General features: G+C 60.8%; 17 protein-coding genes. 12 read left to right on the top strand and 5 right to left on the bottom strand.

Annotated elements, in window-relative coordinates; translation table 11 throughout:
• Positions 1–119: 119 nt before the first annotated feature.
• The gene (locus AC1U7K_RS17570; RefSeq protein WP_480253058.1) at positions 120–1,466 is read right to left on the bottom strand and encodes a TldD/PmbA family protein; all 1,347 of its coding nucleotides are present in this window, start codon (positions 1,464–1,466) and stop codon (positions 120–122) included.
• Positions 1,463–2,923: a TldD/PmbA family protein gene (locus AC1U7K_RS17565; RefSeq protein WP_480253056.1), complete on the bottom strand. Its 1,461-nt coding sequence runs from the start codon at positions 2,921–2,923 to the stop codon at positions 1,463–1,465. Before AC1U7K_RS17565 ends, AC1U7K_RS17570 begins: the two co-directional genes overlap by 4 nt.
• Before the next feature lie 126 nt (positions 2,924–3,049).
• Here AC1U7K_RS17565 and AC1U7K_RS17560 point away from each other — a divergent pair, with 126 nt between their 5' ends.
• The 4 genes from AC1U7K_RS17560 to leuD all read left to right on the top strand — a co-directional run bounded on the left by AC1U7K_RS17560 (position 3,050) and on the right by leuD (position 6,416).
• Positions 3,050–3,697 (top strand): dioxygenase family protein, encoded by a 648-nt coding sequence (locus AC1U7K_RS17560; RefSeq protein WP_480253055.1) that lies wholly within the window; start codon positions 3,050–3,052, stop codon positions 3,695–3,697.
• Between the two features lie 37 nt (positions 3,698–3,734).
• Positions 3,735–4,190: a GNAT family N-acetyltransferase gene (locus AC1U7K_RS17555; protein WP_480253053.1), complete on the top strand. Its 456-nt coding sequence runs from the start codon at positions 3,735–3,737 to the stop codon at positions 4,188–4,190.
• A 74-nt stretch (positions 4,191–4,264) separates the two neighbouring features.
• Positions 4,265–5,662: a 3-isopropylmalate dehydratase large subunit gene (gene leuC / locus AC1U7K_RS17550; protein ID WP_480253051.1), complete on the top strand. Its 1,398-nt coding sequence runs from the start codon at positions 4,265–4,267 to the stop codon at positions 5,660–5,662.
• Between the two features lie 133 nt (positions 5,663–5,795).
• Complete coding sequence (leuD, locus tag AC1U7K_RS17545; RefSeq protein WP_480253049.1) at positions 5,796–6,416, top strand: 3-isopropylmalate dehydratase small subunit; 621 nt, start codon at positions 5,796–5,798, stop codon at positions 6,414–6,416.
• Between the two features lie 8 nt (positions 6,417–6,424).
• Here the strand turns inward: leuD and AC1U7K_RS17540 are convergent, their stop codons facing one another.
• A complete protein-coding gene (locus AC1U7K_RS17540; RefSeq protein WP_480253082.1) occupies positions 6,425–7,897 on the bottom strand; it encodes a protein adenylyltransferase SelO in 1,473 nt (490 codons plus the stop codon).
• 111 nt (positions 7,898–8,008) lie between these two features.
• On the opposite strand from AC1U7K_RS17540, the gene AC1U7K_RS17535 reads away from it, so the two are divergent.
• Positions 8,009–8,278 carry a hypothetical protein gene (locus AC1U7K_RS17535; protein WP_480253048.1) on the top strand — a complete coding sequence of 90 codons (270 nt, stop codon included), beginning with the start codon at positions 8,009–8,011 and terminating at the stop codon, positions 8,276–8,278.
• A 293-nt stretch (positions 8,279–8,571) separates the two neighbouring features.
• On the opposite strand, the gene AC1U7K_RS17530 is transcribed toward AC1U7K_RS17535, so the two are convergent.
• Together AC1U7K_RS17530 and AC1U7K_RS17525 are read right to left on the bottom strand one after the other, a co-directional pair.
• Positions 8,572–9,639, bottom strand: a complete 1,068-nt coding sequence (locus AC1U7K_RS17530; protein ID WP_480253046.1) for a tetratricopeptide repeat protein — start codon at positions 9,637–9,639, stop codon at positions 8,572–8,574.
• Complete coding sequence (locus AC1U7K_RS17525) at positions 9,636–11,120, bottom strand: FAD-dependent thymidylate synthase (RefSeq protein WP_480253044.1); 1,485 nt, start codon at positions 11,118–11,120, stop codon at positions 9,636–9,638. Before AC1U7K_RS17525 ends, AC1U7K_RS17530 begins: the two co-directional genes overlap by 4 nt.
• A gap of 147 nt (positions 11,121–11,267) precedes the next feature.
• On the opposite strand from AC1U7K_RS17525, the gene hisS reads away from it, so the two are divergent.
• From hisS to gyrB, 7 genes are all read left to right on the top strand, one after another.
• Complete coding sequence (hisS, locus tag AC1U7K_RS17520; RefSeq protein WP_480253043.1) at positions 11,268–12,518, top strand: histidine--tRNA ligase; 1,251 nt, start codon at positions 11,268–11,270, stop codon at positions 12,516–12,518.
• A 115-nt stretch (positions 12,519–12,633) separates the two neighbouring features.
• The gene (locus AC1U7K_RS17515; protein ID WP_480253041.1) at positions 12,634–12,954 is read left to right on the top strand and encodes a DsrE family protein; all 321 of its coding nucleotides are present in this window, start codon (positions 12,634–12,636) and stop codon (positions 12,952–12,954) included.
• 9 nt (positions 12,955–12,963) lie between these two features.
• Complete coding sequence (locus tag AC1U7K_RS17510; RefSeq protein WP_480253039.1) at positions 12,964–13,308, top strand: hypothetical protein; 345 nt, start codon at positions 12,964–12,966, stop codon at positions 13,306–13,308.
• Positions 13,309–13,315: 7 nt separating this feature from the next.
• Complete coding sequence (locus AC1U7K_RS17505; protein WP_480253037.1) at positions 13,316–13,567, top strand: hypothetical protein; 252 nt, start codon at positions 13,316–13,318, stop codon at positions 13,565–13,567.
• 336 nt (positions 13,568–13,903) lie between these two features.
• Positions 13,904–15,247 carry a chromosomal replication initiator protein DnaA gene (gene dnaA / locus AC1U7K_RS17500; protein WP_480253036.1) on the top strand — a complete coding sequence of 448 codons (1,344 nt, stop codon included), beginning with the start codon at positions 13,904–13,906 and terminating at the stop codon, positions 15,245–15,247.
• 59 nt (positions 15,248–15,306) lie between these two features.
• Positions 15,307–16,434, top strand: coding sequence for a DNA polymerase III subunit beta (gene dnaN, locus AC1U7K_RS17495; protein ID WP_480253034.1), 1,128 nt, complete (start codon positions 15,307–15,309; stop codon positions 16,432–16,434).
• 148 nt (positions 16,435–16,582) lie between these two features.
• Positions 16,583–19,075, top strand: a complete 2,493-nt coding sequence (gene gyrB, locus AC1U7K_RS17490) for a DNA topoisomerase (ATP-hydrolyzing) subunit B (protein WP_480253032.1) — start codon at positions 16,583–16,585, stop codon at positions 19,073–19,075.
• The last annotated feature ends 150 nt before the right edge of the window (positions 19,076–19,225 follow it).

The following is a 19,225-nucleotide window of genomic DNA, read 5'->3' as shown; positions in this document are numbered from 1 at the left end:
CTTCACTCGCTACACCGACGACGGCTGGGATCGTAGCGCTCACAGCCTCGGTGAGTTAAGGCGGAAACCGAGCAATCCCATATCAGTAATTGGGAGACGGCGCCGGGAGCGGCACCGGCCTAGAACCGCGTCACGCTGGTGAAATGGAAGTCGCGAATCTTCAGCGCCGGGAGCCGCATCTTCCAGTTTTCATTGGAGACGGCATCGGCGGGCGCTGTGAACGCCTCCACCCGGTTCAGCGCGTGCAGCGGGCTTTCGTGCCAGCGGAAGTTGACGACCGGTGTGGCGATCCGGCCATCCTCGATGAGAAAGATCCCGTCGCGTGTCATCCCCGTGAGCGTGAGGTCGGTCGGGTTCACTTCCCGAATGTACCAAAAGTTCGTGACCAAGAGCGCACGCTCGGTGGTTGCAATCAGCTCGGCGACGCTACGTGCTGGATCGCCGAGCGTCGTAGCGCCTGCGGCCTGCGCCGACAGATGCGGCGCATCAAACGATGGCGTCGGCGCGACCCGATGCTCCTGCGCGGTATACCGATCATATCGAAGCTGCTTCAAGACCCCGCCATCGATCCAGGCGAGTTCGCCGCCCGGGAGGCCCTCGGAGTTGAACCCGTTGGCGAGCAACTCCGGATCATGCAGTGCATTGAGGAGCGTGAAGCGTGAGTCGATGAGCGGCTCGCCGAGCTTTCCGGTGAACGGACTCGTCTGCTTATAGTACGCCTTTGCGTCCATCATCCAAATCATGTAGCCGATCAAGCCGGCGACCGCGGACGGCTCGAGAATGACCATGTAGCGCCCGGGCTGGAGTTCTTTCGGGCTCTTCCCCTGTTGAGCTTTTCGGATGGCGATTTCCGTCCGATTCGTCACATCCAGGCGCTCAATCGACCGATGCACGTTGGCCGACCACCCGCTGGCCTCGCCCGCGATCGCCGTCAGACTGAACTTCGCATCAGTGCGCTGCTCGTACGCAAACAGCCCGGTGTTCGCCGCCACGCCGACCGCCGCGACCCCTGACGCGACGATACCCGCCGCGGTGACGCCTTCGCGGCGGCAGAAGGCAATCGCGTCACCGGCGAGGACGATGCGCCTCTCCGGCCCTGCCTGTACCGTGGCTTCGTTCGTCGTCGGCAGGCTCGCATACTGTTGAGGTCCGAGGGGCGGGACGTACTCGGGATCCTCCGGCGACACGCGCGCAGCCGCGGCTGCACGCTTCACCATGTCGCGGATCGATTCCTCCCCGAAATCCGTGGCCGTCGCCGTCCCATGTCGCCGGCCGAACGCCACGGTGACGCTCAGCGTGACGCGATGCTGGTTCAGGTTTTGAACGATCTGATTGTTGGCAAACCGCGTGGTGCCGCTCGACACATCGTGCAGTGAGACAAACGTATGGTCGGCCTCGGAGGATTTCAATGCCAAATTGGCGAGGCGCCGAAAGTCATCGCGGCCAATGAGCGTTTCCGCCGTCATCCTCCGGCCTTTCCCCGAATCACGCTGACGTTCCGAAACCGGGCATGGGCCGCCGCATGCGTCATCCAGCCCGATTGCGTCGGTTGGCCCTTCCCGCATGTAATGAACCCGAATCGCCGCCGATGACTCCGATCGGCAACCCCATCGCACTTGCCCCAAAATTCCGGCGTGATGCCGTGGTAGATCACGTCCCGCAGCATCTGCGTCTTCCGGCCGTGCTCGATCAGCCAGAAGGCATCGCCCCCGAACTGAAAGTTGTACCGGCGTTGATCGATGCTGAACGAGCCGTGGCCCTCGATGTAGATGCCCCGCTTCACGTCGGCGATGAGATCGGCGAGCCGTGCCTGGCCGGGCTCCAATCCGATATTCGCGATCCGGACCATGGGCACCGAGGCCCAACTGTCGGCGCGATTCGAGCCACGCGACCGGTCCTGGCCGATTTTCGGCGCGACTTCGCGGTTCGTGCAGTAGCCCACGAAGACGCCCTCGCGGATGATATCCCATCGCTGACACGCCACACCGTCGTCATCGTACCCGGTCGCCGCGAGGGTCCCGGGTTCAGTGTTGTCCGCTACAAGCGTGACGTGCGGCGAGCCATAGCGGAACGAGCCGAGCTTGTCCGGCGTCAAAAAACTGGTCCCAGCGTAATTCGCCTCGTACCCCAGCGCGCGATCTAGCTCGCTCGGATGTCCGCAGGACTCGTGGATCGTCAGCGATAGGTGTTCGGGATCCAGGACGAGATCGTATTGGCCGGGCTCCACCTCGGGCGCTTTCACTTTTTCCACCGCCTCGGCCGCGATCCGGGGCGCCTCGGGAAGAAACTCTGCCTCCTCGATCAGCTCGTACCCGGTTCGCAAATGCGGCGTGTTGAAACTGCGTGAGGCAAACCGTCCTTCGTGCACGGCCGTCGCCTCGAATTCGCCCTGCGTCGCCAGCAGATCGAACTGAATCAGCGAGCCTTCACTCGAGGCAAAGACCTTCCGGTCGCGCCGGGCCCACAGTGCCGCATGACTGCGGGCGATCCCTGCTTGGCGGTGGAGGCGCTCCATGGTGTCCAGCAGAAGACCGGTCTTCTCTTCGAGCGGCACGGCAAACGGGTCCCGCCGGCACGGCGTCACGACGGTAGCGCGATGGACCGGTTCCGGGCAGAGCCTGACGGGATCCGAAGTGAGCTGCGTTGAGCCTTTGGCGATGGCGATCGCGAGATCCGTTGTTCGGCGAACCTCGCCCGCGGTGAGCACCGAGCTGGACGCAAAGCCCCACGCGCCACGATACAGCACGCGGACACCGAACCCGCTATCCCGGCTGTCCTGCACGCCGGCAATCCGCCGGTCCTCGCCGCGCACGATCTGGATGGTCGAATCGAGCATCCGCAAGTCCCCGTATTCGGCGTCGGCGGCCCGAATGCGCGAAAGCACGAGATCGACCACTTCCTCGCGGCTGATCATGGTTCCCATGGCGCCACTATACTCATTGACCGGGCGATTTTCGACGGCGGCCCGTCCTGCCCGCTTTTGGTGCTCTCGCCCACTTGACCGCGCTGCGCGGCTTCGAGCAATAGTACCGATCGAAGGACGATGGACATGCGGTTCCCAGTCTCTGCCGCCCTCCTTTCGGTCACACTGGCACTCGCCTCTCTGCCGGAGGCGCATGCCGACACCTGCGCACCCACGCCTCGCCAGACCGAAGGCCCGTACTACCCGCCTCCCGCACAGCGCGAGGCACAAGTCGACATAGATACCGATCTGACACACATCGAAGGGCAATCGGGCCATGCCAAAGGGCAAGTCATCGAGGTCACCGGGCAGGTGCGCGATCGCCAGTGCCGGCCTGTGGTGGGTGCTGTCGTGGAACTGTGGCAGGCGTCGGAGAACGGCCGATACGACCATCCACGCGATCGCGACAATCCCGCGCCGCTCGATCCAAACTTTCAATATTGGGCCAAGACGACTACGGATCAGGACGGGCGGTATCGCTTCACGACGATCAAGCCTGGTGCGTACCAAGCAGGGCCGCGATGGATCCGGCCGCCGCATCTGCACTTCAAAGTGAGTCACCCAGCCTTCGGGACATTCATCACGCAGATGTATTTTGCTGGCGATCGCGATCAAGACGAGGACCGCATTCTTCAGGACGTGCCCTCCCACGCTCGCGATCGGGTAATCATGACGCCCGAGCCGTCGTCCCGGACGGGAGTCCAGCAAGTCCGCTTCGACGTCACGCTGCCTTAAAGCGCCGAAGGGAGCTGCAAGAGAACTTGGTGACACGGTGACGATCAGGCCAGCGACCGAGCAGGATCTCCCTTCGATCCTCGCCGTTCAGCGCGACGCGTTCGGCGAATACGAAGGCCTGTACAAGACGACGGCTTGGACGAGGGAAACCCTCGAAGACGTCACGCGTGACGCCAGAGAAAAGAAAATCCTCGTGGCCGAATCGGACGGCGCCATTGTCGGGTCGGTCCGATTCTGGGTCGTGGGCGGTGTCTGCGTGATCCGGCTCCTTTCCGTAAGCCCCACGTTTCAGGGACGCGGGATCGCAAAAGATCTCATGCACGAGATCGAACGGACGGTCACGGACTGCCATAAGCTCTACGTCTGTACCATGCTGCAGACCTCCAGGAACGTCGGCTTATTCTTGCGGCTCGGCTATCGCCCGGAAAGCGTGCTACCGAATCACTACAACCGCCTCGACCTGATTTGCCTGACGAAATACGTCACCCGCTGATCGTCGCACCGCTACTTTCGCCGTGAAATCGAAAGTTGTTATACTCGGCCCTCGCCACGGTGTACTGAGGACCTATGCCGAAAACGTTGTTCGAGAAGATTTGGGATGCCCACGTCGTCCGTGAGAGCAACGGGACGACGCTGCTCTACATCGACCGACACCTCGTCCATGAAGTGACTTCCCCCCAGGCCTTCGAGGGTCTGCGCGCGGCCGGCCGCCGGCCGCGCCGGCCGGACACCGTCCTGGCCGTGCCCGATCACAATGTGCCGACGACCGACCGGCGGTTGCCGATTGCGGATGAGATCAGCGCGACGCAAATCAGAACGTTGGAAGAGAATTGCCGAGCGTTCGGCATCCGGCTGTTCGGGATGAATGATCCTCGACAAGGGATCGTGCACGTCATCGGCCCCGAACACGGCTTTACGCTGCCCGGGATGACGATCGTGTGCGGTGATTCCCATACCTCGACGCACGGCGCGTTCGGCGCGTTGGCCTTTGGGATCGGGACCAGCGAAGTCGAGCACGTCTTGGCGACGCAATGTCTGATTCAGACGCGACCGAAAACGATGGTCGTGCGCGTGGAGGGGAAGCTCTCCGACTGGTGCTCGGCCAAGGATATCATTCTCGCGATCATCGGGAAGATCGGCACCGCGGGCGGTACGGGGTACGTCATCGAGTACGCGGGCTCCGCCATTCGCGCGCTAACGATGGAAGGCCGGATGACGCTCTGCAATATGTCGATCGAAGCCGGTGCGCGCGCCGGCATGGTGGCGCCTGATGAGACGACGTTTGCGTACATCAAGGGACGTCCGCTCGCACCCACCGGCGCTCTGTTCCATCAAGCAATGGCCGCGTGGCGGCAACTGCCATCGGACCTCGGCGCAAGCTACGACAAGACCGTCGAGCTGCGGGCCGAAGACATTGCTCCCCAAGTTACCTGGGGGACGAGCCCCGGCATGGTGGTCGCGGTCGACGGCAAAGTGCCCCACCCGCGCGACTTACCGGATGAGAAGTCGCGGCGCGCGATGGAACGCGCGCTCGAATACATGGCGCTCCGACCCGGCATGCCGATTACCGAGATCAAGCTGGATAAAGTCTTCATCGGCTCCTGCACGAATTCACGCATCGAAGACCTTCGGTTGGCCGCGCAGTACGCCAAGGGCAAGAAAGTCGCTCCCGGTGTCCATGCGATGGTCGTCCCGGGCTCGGGGTTGGTCAAGAAGCAGGCGGAGGCCGAAGGCTTGGACGTGATTTTCCGGAACGCCGGGTTTGAATGGCGGGAAGCGGGCTGCAGCATGTGTCTGGCGATGAACGCGGACGTGCTCCAACCCGGCGAGCGCTGCGCGTCGACCAGCAACCGCAATTTTGAGGGTCGCCAGGGCGCCGGCGGCCGCACACATCTCGTCTCGCCGGCCATGGCGGTTGCGGCGGCGGTGGAGGGGCATTTCGTCGATATCCGTCACTGGTCTTAGGGATGCTCAAAACGGCCTTCCAGCGAGGCCGCAGGCGAGTTCAGCACCGGAAGCGTAGCCTTGCGCTACGTTGAGGATGCTGGCGAGCCGAGAACGAAACTGGAGGTCGTTTTCAGCATCCCACGGAGGAGCCATGGAGCCGTTCACCATACTCACCGGTCTCGTCGCCCCGCTCGATCGGGTCAACGTCGATACCGATCAGATCATTCCCAAGCAGTTCTTGAAAACCATCAAGCGAACGGGCTTGCGGGAAGGGTTGTTCTATGACTGGCGGCGGCGTCCCGACGGGTCGCCCGATCCATCGTTCTTTCTGAATCAGGCTCGCTACCGGAGCGCGACGATCCTGCTCGCGCGGGACAACTTCGGCTGCGGGTCATCCCGGGAGCACGCGCCATGGGCGCTCCTCGATCAGGGCTTCCGCTGCATCATCGCGCCGAGTTTCGCGGACATTTTCTACAACAACTGTTTTCAGAACGGCATCTTGCCGGTCGTGCTCAAGCCCGAAGAGGTGCAGGCGTTGTTTCAGGCGGTGGCGGCACAGAACGGGTATCGGCTGACTGTCGATCTGCCGAGCCAGGCGGTTCGGACGCCGGAAGGCAGCGTCTATCGATTCGACATCGATCCGTTCCGAAAGGACTGCCTATTGAAAGGCCTCGACTCGATCGGCTTGACGCTGGAGCACGAAGCCGACATCGCACGCTATGAAGCGCGGCGCGCGATCGACGCGCCGTGGCTCTTTGCGGACCGCCTCTAAGGAAATTTTTAGGATGAACAACTCACCGCGATGCGCTTGCCCCAATCCGGTGGTGGCCCGGCGTAGTGCTCCATCTCCGGTTGCTCGGCGTAGGGATCGCGCAGCAGCGTGAGGAGACGATCGATCTCGGTGTAGTCCTGCTTCTCGGTCGCCAACCCGATCGCCTGCTGGGCCAGATAGTTCCGCAAGACGTACTTCGGGTTCACTCGTTTCATCCGCTCCTGCCGTTCCGGATCATCGCTCCCCTCGCCCAGCAGACGGTCGCGGTAGCGGCTGGCCCATCGATCGAATCCTTCGCGATCGAGGAAGAAGTCGCGAAGCGTTTCGTTTGCCGCGCCCGGCTGCGTGGAAAACCCCGCCAGCGCCCGGAAGAAGATCGTGTAATCCACGCGAGATGCATGCATTAAAGCCAGAAGGTCGGCCACCAACGCATCATCGTCCGGCCGCTCCTCCCGAAGTCCGAGCTTCGACCGCATCAACTGATCGTATTCGCGCTTGAAGGTCGGCTCGTACGTCCGCAACGCCTCTTTCAGCGGCTCCTCGGCGGCGAGCGGCAAGAGCGCCTGCGCAAGGCAACTCAGGTTCCACAGCGCGATGTAGGGTTGGCGATCAAACGCATAGCGGCCGTGGTGATCGGAATGATTGCAGATGAACCCCGGGTCGTACTCATCCATGAAGCCGAACGGGCCATAATCGAGCGTGAGGCCGAGGATCGACATATTGTCGGTATTCATTACCCCGTGCGCAAAGCCGACGGCTTGCCACCGCGCGATGAGTCGAGCCGTCCGAGCCACAACGTCGGCAAACAGCTCGGCGTACCGGTTCGAGCGCCCGGCGAGGTGCGGGAAGTGCTCCCCGATCACGTATTCACCGAGCCGAGTCAGATGTTCAAATTGCCGGCGATAGTAGAACACTTCGAACGAGCCGAAGCGGACGTGCGTCGGGGACAGCCGAACGAGCATCGCGCCGGTCTCAATCGACTCCCGCCAGACCTTCTCCTCACTCCCGATGATGCACAACGCACGTGTAGTGGGAATGCCGAGCCCGTGCATGGCTTCGCCACAGAGATATTCGCGGATGGTGGAGCGGAGCACCGCCCGGCCATCACCATCGCGGGAGAATGGCGTGAGGCCGGCTCCCTTCACGTGAAGGTCCCACTTCTCGCCGCGTTGGTTCCGCACCTCGCCGAGAAGAATCGCCCGCCCGTCTCCCAACTGACTGACGTACACGCCGAACTGATGGCCTGCGTACACCATGGCCACCGGATCGGACCCCGGCAAGCGTCGTCGTCCAGCGAAGTAGTCGATGAAGTCTGGTCGCTCGGCTTCTTTTGGATCGAGGTCGAGCAACGCCGCAGCCTCTGCGTTGAAGCTCACGAGGTAGCTGGGCGCGGTAAACGGCGTCGGCGCGAGGCGGCGGTGGAATGCGTCGGGCAATCGAGCGTACGCGTTGTCGAATTGCAATTCTTCTAAACGGCGCAATCGTGATTGCATGATCTATTATGGCCGTATGGAAATGATCACTACAAGATTGCGGGTCCTTGGCTTTGCCGGGGGGCTTCTCTAAAATACGGCCATTGGGTAGAGGTGATCGTGAAAGGCGTACGATTTGAACGGATCGGCACCGACCGACACTACAATGTGATTCTGCACGTCGGGACTACTTACGTGCCGGTCACTGACGAGACAATCGCCGAACTGAAGGCACAGACGCTCGCAGCCCCCGACCGATTCCTCGAACTCCTCGTCCAGAAAGTCGGCTATTCGTCATATCTGAAAGAGCAGATTCGGACCGAGTTGAAGAAATCGGGCGACCCGGTGACGCAGATTACGGTGTTACAGGGCGCGATCCGCGACCTGTAGGCCGGCCGCTGAAAATTCCCGGCAGCTTCGTTCTCAGTCGCGCATCTGCCTCAACGTACCACCCCAAGTACGCCTCGGCATCTGCCCTCCCTGCGGCCTCGCTACCGGAAATTTTGAGCGGCCGGCATGACTGATTGTGGAATGGGGCAGGCCTTGGGAGGGTCTCACTGCGCGTTCTATTTCATCCACCCACCCCCAGGCGCGCCAAGACGCGCCCTTTCCCGGGGCGAGCACCTTCTGAGCGTGCGCGCTCTGCGAGCACAAGACCCTCTCCAAGGTCTGCCCGCTCCTTTTCATCCGTCGAAGGTGCCGCCTTCTTTGAACAGGTTGTTCATGATCTGGCTTTTCTTTTCCGGGTCTTTCTCCAGCCTGACGGCCTTGGCATAGAGATCCATCGACATTTCGGTTTTCCCCCGCGCACCGTAGATGCGCGCCAGGCCGAGCGTGGCGCTGGCATCCTCCGGATTGTCCTTCAACGCACGGTTGAAGGTCTCCATCGCGTCCATCAGGCGGCCCTTGTTGTATTGAATCCAGCCGATCGCCGTGCGGGCCGGCGCGAAGTGCTCATCGGCGCGAATGGCTTCTTCGTATTCGCGGAGTGCGAGGTCTTGCCGGCCTTTGGTCTCATACACACCGGCGAGCGCGAAGTGTAGCTCCGCATCGCGCGGGTTCAGTCGAATCGCTTCCTTGTACTCGGCAACGGCGGCTTCGATCTTGCCCTGCTCGGCGAGCGCGCAGGCCAGATTCGCGTGAGCGATCGCGTCATTCGGGTTGAGTTTGATGACCTCTCGGTATTGTGGAATGGCGAGTTCGAGCTGACCTTGATGCTGGTAGGCGACGCCCAGGTTGGTGCGTGCCGCGGCATACCTGGGATCGAGCTTGACCGCTTCGCGATAGGCCTTGACCGCCATCTCCATGCGTTCCGAACGTTCGTAAATCTGTGCGAGAAAGTAGTGCGCGTAGGGGCTGGTCGCATCAAGGCGAATGGCGTCCTTGTAGCGGGCGATCGACTGCTCGGATTTCCCGGACTGGGCCAAGAACAGGCCAACGACGAGATGCACCGGCGCACGGTCCTGGTGTTGCTGCAGCAGTCCTTCCACCCAGGTTCGGACGGCTTCGATGTCCGCTGCCTCCTGGAGACATTTAGCATGCGTTTGCCAGGCGGCCCCGAAATCCGCCTTGATGAGCTGGACGACATTGAGCGCGAAATGCGGCCGGGGGTCCGAGCCGCTCGTGACCCTGCTCAGCCATCCGTGTGCCGCTGTTTCGAGGCCTGCCCAGTCGCTGCGGAGAATCGCCTGCTCGGCCTCCAACAGGAACCGCTCGGCGCTCCCTGACTTTGTTTCGTCCTGCACGGTCATCGTGTCAACCGGTCCTCTTCATCCGGTGCCGTCGCCGCAATCCGTTCTCCCAAGAAGGGATACCGCTGTGTCAGTGTCTGCTTCATTTCCCAGGCCACGGTCCGGTACGACCAGTGCCCCTTGACCCCGGAACGAAGACGGGAGATGTACTCGACCTCGGCGTAGTCCATCTTGAACAGACACCGAACCTTGAAGGCGAAAGGAATGGCGTAGAGCGCCGCCTCCTGATGCGAGGTCCGCAACTGCTCGATGTCGCGCCGCACGGCGTCCATCGCATCGCGATAGTCGCGCTCCATGCCGGCCTGCGTTAGTGCTGACGGGACATCGTAGCCATGCTGCGTCGTAAAGTTCTGCTGCACCTGCTGGCAGCGGCGATGCCGGTGCAGATCCCGCCAGCCGCCGATGTCCATTAGGACGTCGAAGATGAAGGCGTAGCCCGAGCGAAATTCTTTGATCAGCTCATCGTACGGCCCCCGCTTCCGCAGCGCGACCTCAATGACCTCGTGTTTTTGCTTCTCCGTCCAGTCGCGGACATGCTGAAGGATTGCGCGATACGGGAGATGACTGACACGATACAGGAGGGTGGTGACGACCTCGTCCAGCGCGTCGTGCGGATCGAGGAGATCGACGAGGGGCGCCGATTCCCCGCTCAGCCTCGCAGCAAGCTCCATCACTCTCAATGTCTCTTTGGCATAGCGCGCAAGATCGGTATAGACTTCCGCCTGATAGGCACTCGGCTCCGCATAACGGGCGAGCGTCGGCGCCAGCGGCTCGGCGGCTCCGTTGCCCTGGCCATTCAATTCACCCCACAGATTGAGCGGCGGTCGCCGGCAGGCTTCCTTCAGCTCCTCCCCGATCATCTTCAGCTCGGGCAGTTGCGAGGACAGCAGTCGAATGATCTGCTTCTCCAGCGTCCGGATGCTCACGACCTGCCCCACGTTGGTCCGCACGCCGAGCGGCAGCAGGTAGCGCGTGATATCGAAGGCGCGTGCGGCGATCGTACGCTCGTACTCGGTCGCTTTCATCGTGTCCGGGCGCGGCGTGCGCTCCTCCAGGAACCGCTTCACCGGCTCATGCAGGAGCTGATACGCGTTGAACAGGCTGCCGAAGATGCCGCGATAAGCGCCCTCCGTCTCCGTCCCGCGAATGCCGTCCGGCACATAGCACCCACTCGGGCCGAAATTCTGATATCGGCTGGACTTTGCCTGACCGTCCCAGAGAGGTTCGTCCTCCAACCGGATCGCAGCCAATTCGGAGATCTGCTCGAAGCAGATCGTCACGTGACCGAGATCGGCGATCGAACCATGGCCGTAGGCGAAATAAAACTGCTCCCAGAATTTCTCAGACGAATGGCTATGCACCCACCGCAGGCTCTCTTCGATGGAATCGGAAGAGCGGCTGTACCGAGCCAGGGCGTAGGCGGCTTTCTCCGGGGGCATGGGTGCAACGGCGATCACCCGCCGCGATGGTCCGTCTTGCATGCTGACTCCTTGTCCTCGTTGTGACGCACTGGACTATAGTCCGTCGGCTTCGGTGCGTTCAAGCCGGTACGGCCGCACGCGCCATGGGCTTCGTTGACTTGCTCGCAAACGGCTCGTTATAGTGCCTGACCCGTCGAGAAATCGGCCATGATTCACGCGATCAAGGGCGTCAAAGATCTTCTCCCTGACGAACTTCGTCGGTGGCAGACCATCGAGGGCACGGCTCGTCGTCTGTCGGAAACGTTCGGCTTTCAGGAAATCCGTGTGCCGATCTTCGAGGTCACCGAATTGTTTGCGCGGAGCATCGGAGCGAGCACCGACATCGTCGAAAAGGAGATGTACACGTTCGAAGACCGGGACGGCAAGTCACTGACCTTGCGCCCAGAGGGGACCGCCGGCGTCGTCCGCGCCTACATCGAGCATAATCTGGCGTCCCAGCCGCTTCAGCAAAAATTCTATTATCTCGGTCCGATGTTTCGCCATGAGCGCCCGCAAGCCGGACGGCTGCGTCAATTTCACCAGTACGGTGTCGAATCGTTCGGGAGTTCGAGTCCCCTCGCCGACGTGGAGGTCGTGGCGCTCCTCTGGCGGTTTTTGACTGCGCTGAACCTGCCCGGTCTGACGCTGGAGATGAACAGTCTCGGGACCGCAGCGGATCGAACTTCGTATAAAGCTATCCTGGTCGAGTACCTTGGTCAGCGACGCGAGGACCTGTGCGAGAACTGCCGACGGCGGATGGCGACGAATCCACTGCGTGTGCTCGACTGCAAGACGCCGGGTTGCCGAGATGCCACGGCCGACGCGCCGCGGATTACCGACTCGCTCTCCGCCGAATCCCGTTCGCATTTTGAACAGGTACTGGCGGGGTTAAAGGACTTGGGCATTCCCTACACCATCAATCCGAGGCTCGTCCGCGGATTGGATTATTACACCCTCACGACGTTTGAGGTCACTTCTCAGCATCTGGGAGCTCAGAATGCCGTAGGAGCGGGAGGGCGGTATGATGGTCTTGTGGCGACGCTCGGCGGACCCGCGACGCCGGCCGTCGGCTTCGCCGTCGGCCTCGAGCGCGTCTCCCTCATGCTGCTCGATTCCAGCGTGCCTGAGCCGCCACCACGTATCGCGGTCGCGGCCTTCGGTGCTCATGGTGTCCTTGCCGGGACCCGGGTACTCTATGACCTCCGCGCTGCCGGCCTCCACGCTGATATGGATACGCGTGCCACATCGCTCAAAGCGCACCTGCGCCAAGCAGACCGATTGGGAGCGACGATCACGGTCATCATCGGGGATGACGAAGCAGTGAAGGGGCAAGCGATCCTCCGAAACATGCGTACGAAAGAGCAGCAGGAAGTTCCTCTCGCGGTGATCGTCGAGCGGCTCGCCGACAGACGCGTCTAGCATCCTTTCCGAGCGGATTTTGCAGTTGACATCCGATGCCCAACAGAGTAATTTTTCCACGGCATATCAATAACTAACACCATTCGAGCTTTCTTGATTCATCCTGTGGATTTCTATGCAGAAAAAGAAGCTCGGCATTCTCTTATCCACCCCGCCGTCCCATCCGAATGTGACAACCGTCTCTCGGCTTTGCGAAGAAGGGTTGCGTTCCGGGGTGGATGTCTATCTCTACCTCATCGACGAAGGGGTCAAAAACATCGCTGACCCACAGCTCCTATCTCTCTCACACGCGGGGGCGAAACTGTTTGCCTGCGCCTACGGCTGCCAGCAGCACGGCGTCTCGATGGATCATGTTGATCCCGGCATCCAGTTATGCGGGCTGGTGATCCTCTCGAACATGATGAACGGGTGTGACCGATTTGTGGCGTTCAACTAGCGGAGTTGCGTGTCCCCTCGCATCGTTGTCGTCATTCGACAAGATCCTCGCAAATCCGGCCGGGCTGTGGAAGGACTCCGGATTGCGCTCGGCCTCGCGACGGGACCGAATCCGGTCAGTGTCGTACTGCTGAACGAGGCAGGACAATTACTGAGCGAGGAATATGACGACCTGGTTGACGCGGAGATTCTCGACAAGCACCGTCCCGTCCTGAAGGAACTGGAAATCTCGTTTCTCGTGGAGCCCGGTGCGATCGACCGCTTCGGATTGGAGCCTGGCTTTGCGGTCCGTGAGGCACCGTTCACTGAGATTCAGCACTGGATCGGTACAGCCGATCGGGTGTTAGTGTTTTGATTCAATAATGCGCAAGGTCCTCTATCTCATCAATCCGGTGTCCCCTTCAGCGACCCGGTTGATTCCAGTTCCAGACCCTGCCGAGCAGATCGATGTGGTGTTGTTGCACGAGACGAAAACCGTCGAGCTTCCTTCAGGCTGTCGGAGTTACGTGCTGAGCGACAATCCGACCAAATCTGAAATGCAGGCCCCTTCAACGATTGGCTATGCGGATTTGCTACGCATGATTTTCGAGGCCGATACGGTTGTGGCTGTATGACTCTTCTTCTTCCAGTTCCGTCTCGATACAGAAACTTCGGAGTAGTAGGAAGGAGTCGTAGTGTCGGGGGAAGCTGGGGACAGTGTCGAAATAGTATGATGAGACAAGGACTTGATGAGCAGTGTCCGGTGGGGCCGCGCTGGGGGCTGACCTGTGGGTCGGCATGGGATTACACGGGATTGGTCGTGGGTAACTCAGGGAAACTGGCACAGACTGAGGGACCGATTCAGGGCGAGCGCTTTTCCTGTGCATGTCTTCCACAGGCTGTCATACCGCGCGAATGATCAATTATCAACAGGTGTTAATAAACTTGTGCATAAGGTGGAGGATGGGATCATGAGAGTCGAAGGAGTTTGGGAAGACGCGTTAGCGCACATTGAGAGCCGAGTCCCCAAACAGATCTTCGATACATGGTTTTTGCCGTTGCACTTCAACGGTGTGGATGATTCATCAGTCCGCGTGGAAGTCCCGAATCGCTTCTTTGGCGAATGGCTGACCGAGCACTACGGGGATCTTTTGTCCGAGGCGTTCGCGTCGGCAACCGGACGGGAAGGACGGGAATTGGTCATCACGTTCGTCACGAACGGAAAGCCGGCCGAGAAATCATCCCCGGCGGAAGGCAATGCCGCGCGGTCGGCTCCGCCGACACGCTTGCGCAAGACGGCGCATTTAAATCCGAAGTATACGTTTGAAAGCTTTGTAGTCGGGGCCAGTAATCAATTCGCGCACGCGGCTAGTCGCGCGGTGGCCGATGCTCCGGCCAAGGCCTACAATCCGCTGTTCATCTACGGAGGCGTCGGCCTGGGGAAAACCCATCTGTTAAATGCAATTGGGAACCATCTCGCCGAACGCTCTGATATGCGGATTGCCTACGTCACGACCGAGCAATTTACGAACGAGGTCATCAACTCGATCCGCTACGACAAGATGATCGACCTGCGGAAACGCTATCGGAACATCGATATGCTGCTCGTCGACGATGTGCAATTTCTCGCCGGAAAAGAGCGCACGCAGGAAGAGTTCTTCCACACGTTCAACACACTGTATGAAGCGCAGAAGCAGATCGTGCTGTCGAGTGACCGGTTCCCGAAGGAAATGCCCGATATGGAGGAGAGGCTTCGTTCCCGGTTCGAATGGGGGCTGATCGCCGACCTTCAGCCTCCGGACGTTGAGACGCGGATCGCGATCCTTCGGAAAAAATCCGACGATGAGCGGATTGCGCTTCCCGAGGAGGTCATTCAGTTCTTGGCCACGACGATGAAGAGCAATATTCGTGAGCTCGAAGGATCGCTGGTGCGCTTGGGCGCGTATTCCTCCCTGACGGGCCAGCCGATCACGATGGACATGGCCAAGAACGTGTTGCGCGACATCATTGGGGACAAGAAGAAGGTCGTCACGATGGACGACATCGAAGAAGCGGTCGCCGAACGTTTCCATGTGAAAATTTCGGAAATGAAATCGCGCCGCCGCAGCAAGACCTTGGTACATCCACGGCAGATCGCCATGTATCTGTGCCGCGAATTAACGAATGCATCATTCCCCGAGATCGGTCGCCACTTCGGCGGCAAAGACCACACGACGATCATTCATGCGTGCAAGCAGATCGCAAAAGCGAAAGAAACGGATATGACCCTCAAAACGACGCTGGACACACTGAAAGAGCACATTACGAAGGGCTGAGACCCAGGTGGCGGCGGCCGACGTGTGATCGTGGATCATGTGAAGAAGAGGAGACCCTCATGAAGGTACGAATCTCGCGGGACGAACTCTTGACCGGCCTCCAACGGGTGCAAGGCGTCGTGGAGAAGCGCAATACGATGCCGATCCTGAGCAACATCCTGTTGGAAGCCAAATCTGACGGCGTGGACATCCTCGCCACGGATTTGGAGATCGGCATGCGGGGCCTCTACAAGGCGACGGTCGAGGAGCCAGGCAGCGTCACGGTGTCAGCGCGCAAGGTGTACGAGATACTCAAGGAACTCCGGGACGGCGAGATCGAGCTTACGGTCAGCGAGAACAAATGGACGACGATACGGGCAGGCAAAAGCCAATTCAAAATCGTCGGCCTCCCGAGCAGCGAGTATCCGCAGATGCCGGCCATCGACCGCGAGAGCCTCACGCCGTTGGCCGGCGTGGGACTGATCGATTTGATCCGTAAGACGCTCTTCGCGGTCGGCGATAACGATGCGCGCTACATCCTGAACGGGCTCCTCATCATGTTGTTGGCGTCCGAGAAGAAGGCCACGCTGCGGCTCGTCGGCACCGACGGGCACCGGCTGGCGGTGGCCGAACAGGACATCAGTGCCTCCATGCCGAAGGACGCGCCCAAGGAGATGAAGGCCATCATTCCGAAGAAGGCCGCCCATGAGATTCGGCGGCTGTTGGAGGAAGGTGGCGACGGCGAGCCGCTCATCGGCTTTACGAAAAATCTGATGATCTTTCGCAAGAGCGGCCTGTTGCTGACGTCGCGGCTCATGGAAGGAAACTATCCGAACTACCAGCAGGTCATCCCGAAAGAGACCGGCAAGACTGCGCTCCTGGACAAGGCCGAATTGGAGGGCGCGCTTCGCCGGGTGGCGGTGCTGTCGCGCGACAAGACGAACGCCGTCAAGGTGACGCTCGGCTCGGATCGACTCACGTTGTTTTCGAGTAACCCGGATTTCGGGGAGGCGACCGAAGAGATGCCGGCTAAAAACAGTGGCGCCGAACTGACGACCGGGTTCAACGCGCGATATCTCCTCGATGTGCTGAGCGTGATCGACGGAGAGTCGGTCTCGCTGCAGATGGAAACCCCGCTGAGCCCGTGCCTGATCCGGGAGCCGGGGAATCATGGCTTCACGTGCGTGGTCATGCCGATCAAAGTGTGACGGACGCTGAAAATGTCCTCCAGCGGCGTTCTCGGTCGTGCGTTTCCCTGCGGCGTACTCCAAATGTACGCCTCGGTCACCGCCCACCCTGCGGCCTTGCTGGACGGCATTTTGAGCGTCCTTTCTATTCCTTATAACTAGGAGAAGAATGGCGACGAAGGATAAAGAGGGTCAGGAGAGCGAGGCGCCGAGGAAGTCGGAGAGCTACAGCGCCGATCAGATCAAGGTGCTGGAAGGTCTCGACGCAGTGCGCAAGCGGCCGGCGATGTACATCGGCAGTACCGGCCCCGAGGGACTGCACCATCTCGTCTACGAGGTCGTCGACAACAGCGTCGATGAGCACATGGCCGGGTTCGGCGAGGCGATCGAGGTGACGATCCACATCGATGGCAGCGTGACGGTGATCGACAACGGACGCGGGATTCCGACCGGCATGCATCCGACGCAAAAGAAATCGGCCGCCGAGGTCGCCCTCACCGTCCTCCACGCGGGCGGCAAGTTCGAGCAAGGCGCCTACACCGTCTCGGGCGGCCTCCACGGCGTCGGGATCTCGGTGGTCAACGCGCTTTCGGAATGGCTTGAGTTGGAGATCTGGCAGGACGGTCAGGTGTTCGAACAACGCTACGAGCGCGGGAAGCCCCTCGCACCCTTGAAAGCGACCGGCAAGACCAAACGGCGGGGCACGAAGGTGACCTTCAAGCCGGATGGGCAAATTTTCGAGACGCTGGAATTCAGCTACGACGTGCTCGCGCAGCGGCTTCGGGAGCTCGCGTTCCTCAATAAGGGGCTCGCGATCACGCTTCAGGATGCACGCAAGGAAAAAGAACAGACCTTCCGGTACAAGGGCGGCATCAAGGAATTCGTCGAGCATTTGAACGAGGCCAAGACGCCGCTGCACAAGCCGATCTTCGTCGAAGTCGAAAAGCCCGACATGATCCTGGAGGTCGCGCTCCAGTACAACGACGGATACGCCGAGAACCTCTTCTCGTTCGCGAACAACATCAACACGCGGGAAGGCGGTACGCATCTAGTCGGGTTCAAGGCGGCGTTGACGCGCACGATCAACAACTATGCGAGCGCGAACGATCTGCTGAAGAAGGACATGGAGTCGCTGACCGGCGACGATGTGCGGGAAGGGCTCACGGCCGTCATCAGCGTCAAGGTGCGGAATCCGCAGTTCGAAGGCCAAACCAAGGCCAAGCTGGGTAACAGCGAGGTCAAGGGCATTGTCGAGGCGGCGGTCAATGAGGCGCTCGGGACCTACTTCGAAGAGAACCCACCCGTCGCGCGCAAGATTATCCAGAAGGCGATCGACGCTGCGCGGGCGCGGGAAGCGGCGCGGAAAGCCAAGGAGTTGATCCGTCGCAAGAGCGCGCTAGACGCCGGCTCGCTGCCCGGCAAGCTGGCCGATTGCTCCGAGAAGGACCCGGCGCGCAGTGAGCTCTTTATCGTCGAGGGCGACTCGGCAGGTGGGTCCGCCAAGCAGGGCCGCGACCGAAAGTTCCAAGCGATCCTGCCGATCAAGGGCAAAATTTTGAACGTCGAACGGGCCCGGTTCGACAAGATGCTTTCGAGCGAAGAGATCCGCGTGCTGATCATGGCGCTCGGCACCGGGATCGGCCGCAAGCGCGAAGATGCCGCGCCCGGCAAGGACGACAAGGAAGCCTTCGATATTGCCAAGGCCCGCTATCACAAGATCATCTTGATGACGGACGCGGACGTGGACGGGAGCCACATTCGCACGCTGCTGCTGACCTTCTTCTATCGCCAAATGGCGGAGTTGATCGACCGCGGCTACGTCTACATCGCGCAGCCGCCGCTCTTTAAGGTGAAGAAGGGCAAGACGGAGCGCTACCTGAAGGATGAGCCCGCGCTCAACGAGTATCTGTCCGACCTGGCCGTCGAGGAAGTCCAAGTCTACCTGGCCTACGCCGACGGGTACGTGACCGGGCGGCGCCTGTTGCCGTTCTTGAAAAAGCTGATTGCGTTCGAGGGGCTCTTGGGCCGACTGGGCAAGAAACAGCATGAAACCGGAATCCTCCGCGCGTTCGTGGATGAGCCGACGTTGGACCGCGAGATGCTCAAGAATCCGACCGCGCTCAAGAAGGTCATTGCCAACGCGAAGAAGACACTCACGCTCGTCTACCCGAAGGCGAAGGACGCGATTCAGATCGACATGGCGCTCGAGGAAGAGCACCAGTCGCACAAGCTGGTGTGCCGCATCCCGAGCGGGGGCATGGTCCATAGCTTGGAGATCACGCACGACCTCGTCGGCTCCGCAGATTTCCGGGAGCTACAACGCTTGGCGCCGTCCGCGATCGGCGTCGGCAGTGCGCCGTACAAGATGAAGGTGGGCGACACCGAGACCGAGTATCGCGACACCGCCGAGCTGGTGCGCGCGATCTTGGAGACCGGCAAGAAGGGCATCGGCATTCAGCGCTACAAAGGTCTCGGCGAGATGAATCCCGATCAGCTCTGGCAGACCACAATGAACCCGGATACGCGGACGCTCTTACAAGTGAAGCTGGAAGACATTGCGGGCGTCGAGGACATCTTCTCGACGCTGATGGGCGACGAAGTGGAGCCGCGCCGAAACTTCATCCAGCAGCACGCGCTCGAAGTGAAAAATCTCGACGTATAATCGTGATTCGTTGAGTCCGTGGGGTCCGTTAGTTCCCTTTGGTCCGATAGATCCTCCCAATTCGCCAGAAAGGCTGCTCAAACTGGCCATCTAACAAGGCCGCAGCCGAAGTCAACACCGCGGGCGTCGTCCTTTCTCACCCGCCCAGCC

This window comes from Nitrospira sp. Vd2, from assembly GCF_979581665.1.
Note: the sequence above shows the minus strand (reverse complement) of the source record. Positions and strands in the feature narration are given on the sequence as shown.

Excerpts from the sequence above, each read along its gene's own strand:
- AC1U7K_RS17565 (WP_480253056.1), bottom strand. The coding sequence starts at position 2,923 with ATGGGAACCATGATCAGCCGCGAGGAAGTGGTCGATCTCGTGCTTTCG.
- AC1U7K_RS17505 (WP_480253037.1), top strand. The coding sequence starts at position 13,316 with ATGCGCAAGGTCCTCTATCTCATCAATCCGGTGTCCCCTTCAGCGACC.
- leuC (WP_480253051.1), top strand. The coding sequence starts at position 4,265 with ATGCCGAAAACGTTGTTCGAGAAGATTTGGGATGCCCACGTCGTCCGT.
- AC1U7K_RS17525 (WP_480253044.1), bottom strand. The coding sequence starts at position 11,120 with ATGCAAGACGGACCATCGCGGCGGGTGATCGCCGTTGCACCCATGCCC.
- AC1U7K_RS17515 (WP_480253041.1), top strand. The coding sequence starts at position 12,634 with ATGCAGAAAAAGAAGCTCGGCATTCTCTTATCCACCCCGCCGTCCCAT.
- dnaA (WP_480253036.1), top strand. The coding sequence starts at position 13,904 with ATGAGAGTCGAAGGAGTTTGGGAAGACGCGTTAGCGCACATTGAGAGC.
- dnaN (WP_480253034.1), top strand. The coding sequence starts at position 15,307 with ATGAAGGTACGAATCTCGCGGGACGAACTCTTGACCGGCCTCCAACGG.
- leuD (WP_480253049.1), top strand. The coding sequence starts at position 5,796 with ATGGAGCCGTTCACCATACTCACCGGTCTCGTCGCCCCGCTCGATCGG.
- AC1U7K_RS17570 (WP_480253058.1), bottom strand. The coding sequence starts at position 1,466 with ATGACGGCGGAAACGCTCATTGGCCGCGATGACTTTCGGCGCCTCGCC.
- AC1U7K_RS17560 (WP_480253055.1), top strand. The coding sequence starts at position 3,050 with ATGCGGTTCCCAGTCTCTGCCGCCCTCCTTTCGGTCACACTGGCACTC.
- gyrB (WP_480253032.1), top strand. The coding sequence starts at position 16,583 with ATGGCGACGAAGGATAAAGAGGGTCAGGAGAGCGAGGCGCCGAGGAAG.
- AC1U7K_RS17530 (WP_480253046.1), bottom strand. The coding sequence starts at position 9,639 with ATGACCGTGCAGGACGAAACAAAGTCAGGGAGCGCCGAGCGGTTCCTG.
- hisS (WP_480253043.1), top strand. The coding sequence starts at position 11,268 with ATGATTCACGCGATCAAGGGCGTCAAAGATCTTCTCCCTGACGAACTT.